This window comes from Entomoplasma ellychniae, from assembly GCF_002930155.1.
Classification (GTDB): Bacteria; Bacillota_I; Bacilli_A; order Mycoplasmatales; family Mycoplasmataceae; genus Entomoplasma; species Entomoplasma ellychniae.
In genome coordinates, this window is the sequence record NZ_PHND01000001.1 from 873,296 (window position 1) to 888,009 (window position 14,714).

The window sequence follows — 14,714 nt, forward strand, 5'->3', positions numbered from 1 at the left end:
ATAGTTACAGATACTTTTCTTTTCACTTTTTAATAATTATCAAAACTTGATAAGATATAATAAAAATAATAATAAAAAACGGAGCACTTATGATAATAAATGAAAAATTCTTTGAAGAAGAAGTTGAATCAGAATTACAACTATTAGGTTGGGAAGAGCTGAGTGAAAAAAATTTTTATAGAAATGATTATGCACAAGTAATTAATTTTAAAGTTCTTAATGAGTCAATCCAAAGAATTAACAATATTGCAGAAGACAAAGCAGAATTAGTTATAAGAGAAATAAACAAAAATATTGACTCATGAGAAAACCTTAATATAAAAGGCATGGAAATCATAAATAATGGAATCAAAATTTATGATGAAATTGAAGAAAGGAATTTAACAATTAAAATAATTTCAGAAAATGTAGATGACAATAATTTTAGTTATTATAGACAATTTGAAATAACTGATGGATATAACAAAAAGAGAATACCTGATATTGTTCTTTTTATAAATGGCTTACCTATTGCTGTTTTAGAATTGAAACAACCACTTGCTATTGAAAACATAGAAGAAGCTTTCAAGCAAAATGAATCTTTAAAATATTTCAAACCTGAACTTTGATATTTTAATATTATTAATTTCGTATCGAATAGAACTTCTTCAAAGTATGGATCAACCACTGCTGGTTTAAAACATTTTTATGGTTGAAATAACTGAAGTTTAGAAAACAACCAAAATCCTATAACTATGCTTTTTAATCATAAAAGTTTAATAGACATTATATTTAATTTTAACTTTTATTCTGATGATCAGAATCCTATTAAATATTTAGCAGCCCCTCACCAAATTAGAGCTGTTAACAAAACTATTGATCATTTAAAAGAAGTAAAAGATAATAGAGGTGGAATAATTTGGCATACCCAAGGTTCTGGTAAATCTGTTACAATGGTATTTTTAACAAGATATATTATTAAAACTTTTGGCACTGCCACAGTTCTTTTAGTGACTGATAGAAAAGATTTAGATCAACAACTTTACAAAAGATTTTTAAATGCTGAAACTTTTTTAAGAAATAAATCCAAAAGCATTGCATCACGAGCTGAATTAGTTTCTGAGTTAAATGATAAAAAACATTTTGGAATTTATTTTACTACTGTGCAAAAATTTGTAGAAGAGACTGGTGTACTAACTAATAGAGATGATGTGTTTATTTTAGTTGATGAAGCTCATAGAACGCAAAATAATATAAATGGTGAACGAGTTATGTCAAAAGAACAAGAAGAGTTCGTAGTTAAGTTTGGTTATGCTAAATACATGAGAGAAGCGTTTCCTAATGCTAAAATAACTGGATTTACTGGAACACCTTTAATGGGTGAAGAAAAAGACACAAGAAATATTTTTGGGGATTATATAGATACTTACCCAATGAATCAAGCTGTGGAAGATGGTGCAACTGTTCCTATATATTATGAAATGTGAAAACCAAATCTTATACTTGATAAAAAATATCTTGATGAAATGGATAAAATACAAAAAGAATATAAAGAAACATTAGATCCAAATGATATAGGTTCAGAACAAAAAATAGAAACACTATTAAAGGCTGTTAATAAATCTATAATTTTTGAAGATGAAAAAATCATTGCTGCAAAAGCAGATAAAATGATTGAGCACTTAAATAAAAGAAAAGATATTTTAAATGGAAAAGCTATGATAGTAGCAAATAGCAGAAATGCAGCTTATAAGTATTATTTAAATATAATTACTAAATATCCAGATTACAAGGATAAAACAATTTTAGTTATGACTGATTCTAATAAAGATTCTATTGAAATGGCAAGCGCTATTGTAAATAAAAATGATATGAATAAAGTAGCTAGCGAATTTAGAAAACCTAATTCAAAGTACAAAATAGCTATTGTTGTAGACATGTGATTAACTGGATTTGATGTTCCCGATTTAGATGTTATGTATGTAGATAAAATTATTAAATGACATAATTTAATGCAAGCAATAGCTAGAGTTAATAGAACATATGAAGATAAAGTAACTAAAAAATCAAAAGAAGCAGGTTTAATTGTAGATTTTGTAGGAATATGAAAATATATTTCAGATGCTTTAATTCAATATGCAAATGGTTCTTCAACTAAAATTGATATACAAATAGATGACATTGATAAAGCAAAAGAAAAACTTAATGAATTATTTGATATTGTTAATGATTATTATATTAAAGATCTTAAAAGTTTTTCTCAATTAAACTCAAAAGAACAATATGAATTTGTAATAGATGCTTATGATAAATTACTTAATATTGAATTATTTTCAGTTGATGAAAAAAACAAATTTATAAAATTAGCTAGAAAATCCAAACGTTTTTATAAAATATCTTATACAAGTATAACTGAAGAAGAATTATTAATTTCAAAATGTATTGAAACTATAAATTCTTTAATTACAAGTTCTGCGATTCAAAATGATAGTAAATTGACTTGAACTATAGAGTCAATCAAAGAAGCTATTAAAAATGCTGTAACTACTGCTGATACAAGTGTTATTATAGACGAATCTACAATGACCAAAGATATTAATAAAGTTGCTGGTGTATTATCATCAGAAGCTGAGAAACTTGCAAAATCAAAACCAAGGGTTGCAGCGACATTATACGCCAATGCTATAAAATTGGAAATTGATGAAATTTCTAAAATAAAGCCATATTTTGCTAAGTTAGTTTCAGAAAAATTAAAAGACATAATTTCAGAATTAGAAAGTTCAAGAGAAATTGATGAAATTATTGAATTACTTATTATGCTTTCAAAAGAAATTAAAGAAGAAAATGATAAACCTTTGGAATTTGAAGATATTGAGTTACAAATATTTTATGATATATTATCAAATGATCAATTTTTACAATATAACAAAAATTCTGAAACATTAAGAGCAATAGCTCAAGACTTAAGAGAAGTAGTTCGTGAAAATAACAGTGATCAGTATTTAATTGAAAAAAGAATAAAATCTATAATCACTACTGAACTTAAAAAACTATTGAAAACTAAATACCAATACCCACCAGATGGATTATATAACTTATCTGAAAATTTAATAAAAGAAGTTACAAACAGCATTAAAGGAAACAAAAAAGCATTCAGAAAGGATGACTAAAAATGGCAAAAAATATTAAAGAAATTGAAAGTAAACTTTGAGAAGCTGCAAATGTTATGCGTGGAAACACGTCTGCAGAAGAGTACATGCATACAATTTTGGGCATTCTAACTCTAAAATATATTTCTGATAGAAATAAATTAGCTTTGCAAACAATTTTTAATGAAGGTGTGACTCCTGAAATGTTTTCACAAGAAGAATTATACTACTCATATAAAACTTTTATAATTCATAAAGAATGTACTTGAGAATATATTATGCAATTTGCGAATAGCGAAAAAATTGGTGAAAAATTAGACAATGCATTTATCAGATTAGAAAATGATAATGAAATCTTAAAAGGGATTTTTAATAAAAATTTCAATAGTGAAGGTGTTGATCAAATAAAACTTGGAGACGTAATTAAAATATTTTCTGATGAAGATTTATCTGAAGATGATAATGAAGATATGATTGGAAGAGTTTATGAATACTTTTTAGGTAAATTCTTTAAAGATAGAGGCCAAAAAGGTGGTGAATTTTATACACCAACATCAATAGTTAAATTAATGGTTAATTTAATTAAACCAATAAAAGGTACTATTTATGATCCTGCGTGTGGAACTGGTGGAATTTTAATTCAAGCAAAAAGATATATACAGGAACATAATGGAAAAATTGAAGACATAACAGTTTATGGACAAGAATATAATAATGTAACTTGAAAATTAGCAAAATTAAACTTAGTTTTAAATGGATTTTCGCTTTTTGATACTGAAAATAATGGTGTATTAGGACAAACTAATGCCGATACTTTTACAAATGATCAACACAAAAACAAAAAATTTGATTTTGTAATGGCTAACCCACCATTTAATATGAAAAAATGAGGGTTTGATTCATTACAAGAGGATAACAGATTTAAATGAGGAATGCCTCCATCAGGCAATGCTAATTATGGTTGATTGTCACACATGCTATCAAAGTTATCAGTGCGAGGTAAGATGGCTATTGTTTTAGCAAACGGTTCACTATCATCTTCTCAAAAACAAGAAAAAGCCATTCGCGAAAATTTTGTTAAAGAAAATAAAGTTGATGCAATAATTGAATTACCTGACAAATTATTTTATACAACAGGAATTCCGGCATGTATTTGAATTTTTAACAATCAAAAAATAAACAAAAACATTTTAATGGTTGCTGGATCAAATATTGAAGGAAATATGATTTCTAAAAAATTAAGAGAATTAACTGAAGAAAATATATTAAGTATTGAAGATGTATATAATAATCATTCAAAAGGACAAGATATTAACATTCAAGGTTTTGCTAAATCAATAACAGTTAATGAATTAATAGAAAATGACTATTCTTTTGTACCTGGCAGATATGTAGAATCTAAAGAAGAAATTATAGATAAAGAAGCTATTAAAGAGGACATCAAAAAACTATCATCAGAACTATTTGATTTATTAAAAGAATTTGATGATTTATCACCAAAATTAGAAGAAGCAATAAAAAAAGCTTTAGAGTCTGAATAGAGCAAATACAGACTATAGAAAGGTAAGAATGGATAACACTAATTTAATAAACAAGTTTAAAAATAGGTTGATAAATACAAATAAAAGAGGGACTTTATTTTTTAATTCATTTCTTCCTAATCAAAATTCAATTGATTTGAGTACAATACAAAAGACAATTTTAATTAATCATGAAATACTAGAGCAGTTTAAAAATAAACAGATAGAATTAAACTTTTCAGATGTTAATTTAAATAATATTGATGAGCAAATTGAACAATATTTTAAAGATTATTTAAAACGAAATATACAAGAACTTGATTTATCTTTAATTGCTAAAAAATGTTTAAATGATAATAACATATTCACAGTAAATGACTTACATGAAACTTCACATTCAATAGTCCAATCTTTTAAAAAAATAACCCCCAAAGCTATTAAAGACATTCTAGATGAAAAAAAGTAATTAATGATTTTATAAAATCTGATGATAAAAAAAATTCAATAATTATTGAAAAAGAAAAAAATGCTAAAAAAATATTTAATATTTTTAAAAGAATTGAAAAGAAAAATAGACTTCTTATAGAACAAAAAAGTATAAGAGCTTTAGGGATTGGATACCCTTATATTTCAGGTAAACTATCTTCAGAAAATGAGGAATATTTTAGAGCGCCTTTGATTATTTGAGAAACAGAAATGATTATAAAGGGATCTAAAATCATTATTAAAATTGGTGACCCTATATTAAATAATTCCGTTTTATCTATAATTGCAAGATCAAATAATTTAAACTATGATTTTAATCAAATTAAAAATGAAGATTGCTTATCAGTGTTTTTTATATCAAAACTTCTAAGTGAAGTTTCTTTGAAAAAAATTGAAAGTAAGTATGAAGGAAATATTTCTCATTATAATTTAGAAAATCCAAAAAAATTTACATCTAAAGACGTTAAGGATTTAGATCACCCTAATATAGAAATACATAACATTCTTAGTTTCGGATTGTATGATATAGCTTCCTCTTCAATTTTAGAGGCTTACAACATCCTGGAAAGAAGAGGCGATAATGACTTTATAGACGATTTAATTAGTGAAAAGTATGACCCCTTTGATAATTCTTTAGAAACTTTTGAAGAAAATGAAATAGTGGTCATTTCTGATCTAGATAAAACTCAAAAATTAGCTATAGCTAACTCTTTGAAAAATTCTTCATTTATTTGAGGTCCACCAGGGACAGGTAAGTCTGAGACAATAACAAATATACTTGCTAACTTAATTAATCAGAGTAAAAAAACTCTTTTTATAACAGAAAAACAAGTAGCATCAGACGTTGTATACGACAGAATGTCTTTATTAAATAATTTTGTTCTTAAAATACACGCTAAGGAAACCCCTAAGAGCTTTCATGAAAAAATAAAAAAAACTTCAAAAATCATATTAAACTATATAAAGTTTGGTAATATTGATATTGACAACTTTAATAAAGAATATTCCAATTCTTATGAATATATAGATGAATATAATAATGAAAAAAATAATTTTTTAACTTACCAAAAACTTTTTCAAACAAAAGAAGGAACTAACTATTTAAAAAATTTATTAAGTTTTGATTTTGATGAAGAATTATTAAAAAAGTATCAACAATATGACTCTAAACTCCAAAAAATAATTTTTGAAATAATTCAAAATTTGGACTTTGATCAAAATAAAATTTTGGAAGCTAAAAGATCATTGTTGATTATTAATTATATAACACAAAATTACATAAATTTGGATGAATATTTTAAATTTAAAAATGAATTTTTAGAGTATCAAAATTCAAATGAATTAAATGAAAGTCTTGAATACTTACTGAAGCTTGACCAGGAGAAATTAGATAAATATAAAGAACTTTATAAAATTGTTTCAGATAAATTAAACATTTTTAACGATTATAATGAAATTGAAAAATTAATAAAAGTTATTTCAGATTATAAATTAGAATTTATTTTAAAATTTATAGATTTATATTCTAAAAATAAGTCACTTATTTTAATTTATAAATCTATAGAAGGTATTATAAATTTTTTTGATAAGGATGTTTGCTCAGAAATTTTAGAATTAGCATTAAAATTTAAAGCCAAACAACTTATAAAATGATCTTTCAATCTAGAAGTTTTTAATTTAAAAAGTTTAAAAGTTAAATTTAAAAATAGAAAGAACTTTAAAATATGAAAAATAAAAAATCAAAATTTAATTAATTCAATCATTATTTTACAAAAAAATTTAAGTACATCATTTAAATTATTTAAAATTTTGCCTAACTATTCAATAAAAGAATTTATAAATAATTATAGTGAAATAAATTCATTAAACAAACTTCATCTTGTGTCTAAACAAATCGAATTATTTGACATTAATTCAGAAAAAACAATAAAAATAATTTTCAATCAGCTTAAAGAAACTTCTTTTTTTCAAAAAATTTATGAAAACCACTTAAATTTGGAGTCAATATCCAAAATTAATAAAGTTTTAAACGAAGATTCTTTAATAAAACCTGTAAACAAGGCAGATTTTGCAATACTTAATAATTTAATAAGTAATTTTAGTTTACACAAGGAGTTAAAAGATTTTTACAAAAATGATTTAAAAATTCCTCATTTGATTCAAATATGGTCATTATATTTCGAGATTAAAAATTCAAAAAATATCAATTCAATAAATAGTGATTATTTAGAAAACATAGCAAAACACTTAAAACTTAGAAAAAACAACGCAATTAATGAAATTATTGAAAATCATTTAATATACATAAAAAAGAATATTAAAACAATGGTTAAAACAGCAAAACCATCTGGTTTTGTTTCATATATGGAACTATTTTCAAAAATGATAAGACATATAGATGGTGTTAAAACAAATATCAAGATTTCAACCTATTTCCAACATTATTCGGAATTAATCAAATTGTTTTTTCCAATTATAATTTCTTCTCCAGAGGAAATTTCAAACTCAACAAGATTTCCTTTAATAAAAAAAGAATTTGATTACGCTATTTTCGACGAGGCATCGCAGATTTTTACAGAAAAAGCTTTACCAGTTATGTATAGAAGTAAAAAATATATTATTTCCGGAGATGATAAACAATTACCACCTACTAATTTTTTTAAATCAAAAGATGATCAAGATTATGATAGTTTAGAGGATGAAGTTGAAACTATAGAAGAAAATGAAATTTTAACTGTTCTTCAAAATGAAAGTCTATTAGACTTTTCTAAATCTAGATTTAAAAATTATATGTTGAAATTTCACTATAGAAGTAAATATAAAGAATTGATTAATTTTTCAAACAATAAGTTTTACGAAAGCAAATTGATTGTGGTTGATAACCCAGAAATCCCGAATAAACCTATAGAAATGATTGATGTTAATGGGATGTGAGAGAATCAAAACAATTTAGTTGAGGCTGAAATAATAGTGAAAAAAATAATCAACATTATTGATGGCTCAAAAGAGGTCTATAACGGTAAAAGCATTGGTGTTATAACTTTTAACCAAAAGCAACAGTCTTTAATTGAAGATTTACTAGAAGAAGCTTCGCATACAAATGATAAATTATTTAATCTAATGACCCCTAATTTTACCGAAGATTATTTATTTGTAAAAAATATAGAAAACGTACAAGGAGATGAAAGAGACATAATATTATTTTCTATAGGTTTTGCGAATAATAAGGATGGTAAATTTATAAACAATTTTGGTCCTATTGGTAGAGTTGGCGGGGAAAGAAGACTAAACGTAGCTATATCAAGAGCTAAAGAAAAAATGATTATAGTTAAATCTATTCCAGCATCTATAATACAATCAAATACTCAAAGTGGTAATTTATTTAAGGAATTTTTAATTTATGCAGAAAATTTACAAGACAATAAAAATTTATCTTGTGATAAAATATCTAAAAATAACTATGACGAAACAATGCATAATAATTCAAAAGAAGATAGCATAGATTTCTTTAAAAATGATGTTGTAAAAAAATTGAAAGAAATATTGAATAATAGTTATCAAATCGTAGAAAATCTTCAAATTAATAATTTTTATCTGCCAATTGTAATAAAAGAAAAAACAACCAATAATTTTTTACTTGGAATTATATTAGATAATGAAAATTTGCTTTTAAATTACTCAAAATTGGATGACGAACTTCAAATACATAATTTTTTAAAAGCAAGAGGTTGGACTTTGGCTAGAATACTTTCAAATCAATGATTTTCACTAAGTGAATCTAATATGAAAATAGAGAAATTAAAAAAAATAATAAATGAAAAAACTAAAATTGTACTATAGTTATTTTAAATATGGATAAATTTCATAAAATCAAAAAATATTTTAGAGCTTAATTAACTTTAAAATATTTTTTATTTAATTTAAGCATCTTATCAAATTACATTTGATATCTTCTAAGTTATTGTGAATTTTTTTTGAAATAACTAAAGCTTGAAGAATAGAATCAGTTATTTTTTTGTCTGAATTAAAATGCCACATTTTTTCTTTAGCTTTAGTCGCATGTTTAATTGTAGTTCCATTTGAGTTATTTGATATTATTCTTTGATTTTTATTATTTATGATGTCTACATAAATTTGACTATTAGAAATAGTTTTTGATTTTAAATTGTATGCATATCCATTAAAACCTTGGATAGAATAAGAAATTCTCCCAGGTGTTCCATCTAAAGATAATAAAATATCTCCAAAAAAACAATTCGGTGAAAATTCAACAAATTTAGTAAAAACATTATTTGATAATGATTTGATATCTATAAAACCTGTTAGTTTTGAGTCATACTTAAAATTTTTACTTTTCAAAATAGTTCCTTTATTGAACTCAATTAAATTAATTATTTTCTCTATTTTTTTTAAATTGTTAGAATATTGTCTTAATAATAATTCAAGTTTTACAATAATTTTTGAAAAATATTTAATTTCATTTTCTATAGGTTCAATAATATCAATTATTTTTTGTTGTTCTTCTAAAGAGGGTATTTCTAATAATAGTTTTGCAATCATTGGCTTTGTTATTTGCTTTTGTACAGCACCTGTAGAGAATATAAAAGTTGAATTCAATTTGTAAAATAAAAATTTTTCATTAACTTTTTGTATATCGCATTTTAATGTAATCAGTCTCACAATAGGGAAAATCGGTTTTTTTCAAAAAGATATATACCCTACAGTACCACGTGCAGAGATTGTTATACAATTATTAATAATTTTTGTTTTATCTGTATATCCCATAATTTGAGAAACGCCTGTACCATTTGAAACAACTGGAATTGTATATTTTTCATTTCTGCTTTTTGAAAAATTTTTTGGTTTATCTCCACCTACAATAATTTCACTTACAATGTCTCCTAGTTTATAAATAGCCATTAAAAAACAGTAACTATAAAAAGCTACTGTAAATTTTTCAATTTTCTTCCAAAGATAAATTTAGATATCTAAAAGTTGTTTCAATTTTCTCATGACCTAATTGTGTCATTACCATTTTAGGATTGGCACCTTTAAGCAGCATATGAGTAGCAAAACTTCTTCTTATTGAGTGCGGCGTGTATTCCTCTCCCAATATTTCTTTAACTCAAATACGAAGCGTTTTAGTTGTAAAAGAAAACTTAGGTAATAACTCAGTAGTTGAGTTATTATGCAATACATCACGCATTTTGTTCCCTTTTCCTAAAACACTTATATATTGATTATTTATGTAAACTACAGTTGATAACTCACATGCTCTAATTCCTGTTTCAAAAAGAAATCTTAAAGTTATTTTTTTTTGAATTGTTATTTCTTCATCGCTTTCATTTATTTCTGTTTTTTCATAAAGAAAATCTTTTTTAAAAACGTTCATATATTTTTTTGGAATCTTAGGTAACTTCAATTCTTTTAATTTAACAATTCTTTTATCATTCGATCACTTCATAAATGAGCAAATAACATTATAATGAGTTCAAACTGTATTTGGCTGCTTAAAGTACTTTCTTAATTCTTTTTTTATCAAACTTATATTATGAAAAATGATTGAATATTTTTTCAAAATGTTTTCATAAGTTGTTATTGTGTTTTTTGAATAATTATTTTTTTTCAAAAAAATAATATATTTATTGTAATTCATCTTATTCCTCCTGTCATATTTAGTATAAAATAATATTAATTAACAACTGGAGGTTTAATAATGGCTATTTATAAACTTGGTGAAATTTTAATTGGTAAGCCCATATATGGAGCAGGCCTTGCCGCTAAGACTTCAGGATTAATAAAATACTTAACACAATCTGATTTAGATAATCCTTCAAACGTGAATAAGTTTGTTGATGAAGAAACAGATAAAGCTATGATAATTTAGTAGCTAATTCAAATACAGGTTCAACAATGCCAAAAATGAACCCAAATGTAGCATGCGGTTTAAATATAGAAATACCTTCAATTAAAGAACAACAAAAAATAATTGATATTATTGAACCTATTGAATTTATGAAAAATAAAATTTTAAAAACTAAAGAAAGGTTGTTAGAATTAATAAAAGTCTTCAGTAATTTTATAATTGATGATAATGGAAATAAATTAAATATAATTTTCCAAAAAGAAATAAAAACCAAATCAGGATTCTATTCGCAAACTGCAGATATAGGAAATTTTAATAATAAAATTAAAAAAATTTCTTTTTTTGAAAATCTTCCAAGTAGAGCCAGAATAATTTTTGAAAAAAATACCTTGTATATAAGTAAACTATTAGGTGAAAAAAAATTTTTATTTAGAAACCATGATAAAGATTTAATTTTATCTAATGGTATGTGAGGCATAAAAAGCAATAATGAATTTGCATTTTCTAATCTTTCATTCTTTATGTCTGAAATATTTTATGAACACAAATCTCTTTTTGCGACAGGTACAACAATGGTTGGCTTAAATGAACAAAGTTTAAATAAAATAATAAGTAAAATAAAAATAAAGAATGATGAAAATTTTGAAAAATTAATGTTTGTTCTTTTTAATTCTATTTCTGTAGTGTCAGATATAGAAGATTATCTCGAAAAAAATATAACTTTATTATCTTCGCTTTTAATAAAGTAATTAAAAAATCGTTAATTCGTTTATATCCTCATGAAAATCATTTAATATAAATTTCTCTAGAATTATTTCAGAAGTATTTAGTTTTACCTAGTGGGCATGTTGCTATAAATGTTTATAGCACATGAAAATAAAACTGGAATTGTTCTTAATAAATACCCACCACCAATTCAAGTTGCAGCACCAGTTTTTCTGGTTCTTCTTGTAAAAATATTAAAATACCAAATATTGAAGATGCTCCTTTTAATGCATATGAGTTAGAAGAGACCATTATAATATTTCCACAGATTGTTCCTATAGCACAACCTATTAATGTAAATAAGTGTTTTAAATTTATTTTATATAGAGAAGGTTCAGTTACAACATCCAAAAATTGCAGCAACACCATTGGATACTCCTATATCGTTCATTTTAGATACTCTTCTATGTATCATAACAAACGCAATTGAAGCAACCTAAATTTATTTAGGGTTATTTTAAAATATTTATCTAATATTATCTCGTATTTTTATTATATATATTTAATATCTAAACGTGATAAATAGTTCTATTGTTTATATATTGGCAATAAATCAAAGTTGGGGGTGTCTATAAAAAGTGGGTAACACTCACTTTTAAAATTGTAATTTAAATAGACATAGTTTTTCTAATTTCATATACATGAAAGTACTTTTTATATTAATTTAATATTTAATATTGAGCAGACTGTTATATGTCTAAATCTTATATATTTAAAATTATTTATATCTTTGTTAATTAAACTAAAATTTTAAAAAAAATAAATCACTAAAATAAATTACATCATTTAAACCACTTATCAAAACTTGGAGATAATGAATCATGAAATAATTAATTTAAATAACTATCAAAAAATCACAAAAGCAACAACCATTAAAAACATTTTAAATTTTGAAACAGTTTTATTTAATTTTGCATTACATTTAGCTGTTAGCTTGTATAAATCAAATTATTCCTTTATTTTTAAAAATAGCTATTTTTATGTCTATAGTTCTTATAGAGCAATTTAAAACTATTGAGTTTTTTGCTTAGTAAGTCTTTTAATTTATTGTTCAATAACTGCGAGTGCATTTCTTTTGATATATTAAACAACTGTTCTATTTCACCATCTCAAATATAATTTTAAGGCTTTGGACTTTTCTGCTTCTAATTAATTGAGGCATTATCACTTACAATTCAACACACTTTATTTAAAATTGACTTGATTTTTTTTTTTTTTTTGATAACATATAATAGTGAATAAAAATAAAAAGATATAAAGTTATTTTTACACTTAATGTGACTACACTTAATAGATGTAAGTTTATTTTTTTGCATATGCAAAAAAATTCAAAATTTAAAACCAATAACAATGAAGCAAAGTCATTTAATTGTTATTTACTTTTTAATAAAGGAGTTATCATGAATAAAATAAATTTTTTAGAACATCACACATATTAAAGTAAAAAAAATCGTCACTCTTAATAGATCTATAGTTAATGGTTGTATAATTCTCACCAATTCTTGTTGGAAATAATGAAGTGATTGATGGTAAACAAAGGATACTGGCAATCAAAAAAATATTATAATGAATTCAAGTTAAAAATCTTGGGTTATAACTTTTGGGTAGAAGGCAAAAGGCCATTAAAATTTTAAAGGCTATTGAAAACAAAAATATGTTAAAATCAAAATATATTAGGTATAAAAATATAATTTAAGTTTACTAATATTTACTTTTAAGTAAGTAATTAGTTTTTTTTATTTTCTGTAAATTTTATATATAAAATTATGCAGTTTAGCGAATTAATAGCTAAATTAGAATTAATTTCAAAATTTCATTTAAAAAATTTCTTTTGAAAGGATAAATATGAAAAAATTATTATTAATATTATCAGCTTTGAATTTGGCAACGTTGCCGATTATCACTTTTGTAGGTTCTAATAATACCCCAAAAAAGGATATTTCAATTATTAGAGAACAACTTCAATCACTTTTAGATTCAAAGACTAATGAATTTTGAACTATAAGTGAGTTAGAAATAGAAATATATTATAAAGGAATTGATAAACTTAAAGGCATAACTGTACATTTTAAAACAGATCAATCTTTTGGTGATTCACTTTTGAAAAAAGGTTTTGTTTTTGTTGGTAATTCTAGTAAAAACAATGATTTCAAATATAATGGTGAAATCGTCTTATATCAAGAATTGAAAAAGTTAGAAAAAATGGATCTAGAAAATTATGATACAAATATTTTTGATAACTGAAATCATGTTCAGTGAATTCAAAACCAAGAAGATGATATCAAGAGGTTAATTCTTGATGATTTAAAGACTAAAACACATAACAAAAATTTATCAATCACTGATTTTAAATTAGTTTTATCTAAACCAAAATTTGGTTCTAATGGGATGGTGAGTATAAAAGCCACTGAAAATTCTATTTATTTAAAAGGCCACAAAACTTTAACAATTCCAAAACTATCTCCAGCTGATATTAATAATATTAATCTTGACTTAAATTTATCAAATGATTTAACTGATCAACAAGTATTAGAAGCTTTAAAAAACGTCACTGGTATTAGTGATTTAACTCTTGGTGATTTTGACTTTAATAAAACTGATGCTTATTATGGTAAACAAGGAAGTGTTGAAATTAGTGCTAAAACTGAATCCGTTAGAATTACAGGAAATAAAAATTTAACCATTCCAGCTTTGGCTAAAAAAGACATTACTCAACTTGCTCTTGGCTTAAATTTATCAAATGATTTAACTGATCAACAAGTATTAGAAGCTTTAAAAAAAACCACTGGTATTAGTGATTTAACTCTTGGTGATTTTGATTTTAATAAAACTGATGCTTATTATGGTAAACAAGGAAGTGTTAAAATTAGTGCTAAAACTGAAATTTAACTATTTTAGCTTTTGTTAAAAAAGACATTACCCAACTTGTTCTTGATTTAAATTTATCAA

Annotated in this window: 10 protein-coding genes; 7 read left to right on the forward strand and 3 right to left on the reverse strand. The window is 24.0% G+C overall.

From position 1 onward, the window contains the following. Positions 1-89: 89 nt before the first annotated feature. The 4 genes from EELLY_RS04015 to EELLY_RS04030 all read left to right on the forward strand — a co-directional run bounded on the left by EELLY_RS04015 (position 90) and on the right by EELLY_RS04030 (position 8,974). Positions 90-3,149 carry a type I restriction endonuclease subunit R gene (locus EELLY_RS04015; protein WP_104206172.1) on the forward strand — a complete coding sequence of 1,020 codons (3,060 nt, stop codon included), beginning with the start codon at positions 90-92 and terminating at the stop codon, positions 3,147-3,149. Positions 3,150-3,151: 2 nt separating this feature from the next. Continuing rightward, complete coding sequence (locus tag EELLY_RS04020) at positions 3,152-4,669, forward strand: type I restriction-modification system subunit M (RefSeq protein WP_104206173.1); 1,518 nt, start codon at positions 3,152-3,154, stop codon at positions 4,667-4,669. Positions 4,670-4,697: 28 nt separating this feature from the next. After that, positions 4,698-5,114, forward strand: coding sequence for a DNA-directed RNA polymerase subunit alpha C-terminal domain-containing protein (locus EELLY_RS04025; RefSeq protein WP_104206174.1), 417 nt, complete (start codon positions 4,698-4,700; stop codon positions 5,112-5,114). 230 nt (positions 5,115-5,344) lie between these two features. After that, a complete protein-coding gene (locus tag EELLY_RS04030; RefSeq protein WP_146063623.1) occupies positions 5,345-8,974 on the forward strand; it encodes an AAA domain-containing protein in 3,630 nt (1,209 codons plus the stop codon). 75 nt (positions 8,975-9,049) lie between these two features. On the opposite strand, the gene EELLY_RS04035 is transcribed toward EELLY_RS04030, so the two are convergent. After that, the gene (locus tag EELLY_RS04035) at positions 9,050-10,054 is read right to left on the reverse strand and encodes a restriction endonuclease subunit S (protein ID WP_104206176.1); all 1,005 of its coding nucleotides are present in this window, start codon (positions 10,052-10,054) and stop codon (positions 9,050-9,052) included. 13 nt (positions 10,055-10,067) lie between these two features. Beyond that, positions 10,068-10,790 carry a tyrosine-type recombinase/integrase gene (locus EELLY_RS04040; protein ID WP_104206177.1) on the reverse strand — a complete coding sequence of 241 codons (723 nt, stop codon included), beginning with the start codon at positions 10,788-10,790 and terminating at the stop codon, positions 10,068-10,070. Between the two features lie 60 nt (positions 10,791-10,850). On the opposite strand from EELLY_RS04040, the gene EELLY_RS04210 reads away from it, so the two are divergent. Continuing rightward, the gene (locus EELLY_RS04210) at positions 10,851-11,021 is read left to right on the forward strand and encodes a hypothetical protein (protein WP_181021069.1); all 171 of its coding nucleotides are present in this window, start codon (positions 10,851-10,853) and stop codon (positions 11,019-11,021) included. Positions 11,022-11,047: 26 nt separating this feature from the next. Beyond that, complete coding sequence (locus EELLY_RS04045; RefSeq protein ID WP_104206178.1) at positions 11,048-11,749, forward strand: restriction endonuclease subunit S domain-containing protein; 702 nt, start codon at positions 11,048-11,050, stop codon at positions 11,747-11,749. A gap of 145 nt (positions 11,750-11,894) precedes the next feature. On the opposite strand, the gene EELLY_RS04215 is transcribed toward EELLY_RS04045, so the two are convergent. Beyond that, entirely contained in the window at positions 11,895-12,134 is a 240-nt protein-coding gene (locus tag EELLY_RS04215; protein ID WP_181021070.1) for a hypothetical protein, read from the reverse strand. A 1,476-nt stretch (positions 12,135-13,610) separates the two neighbouring features. Between EELLY_RS04215 and EELLY_RS04060 the strand changes: the two genes are divergently transcribed. Continuing rightward, a complete protein-coding gene (locus tag EELLY_RS04060; protein ID WP_104206180.1) occupies positions 13,611-14,654 on the forward strand; it encodes a hypothetical protein in 1,044 nt (347 codons plus the stop codon). The last annotated feature ends 60 nt before the right edge of the window (positions 14,655-14,714 follow it).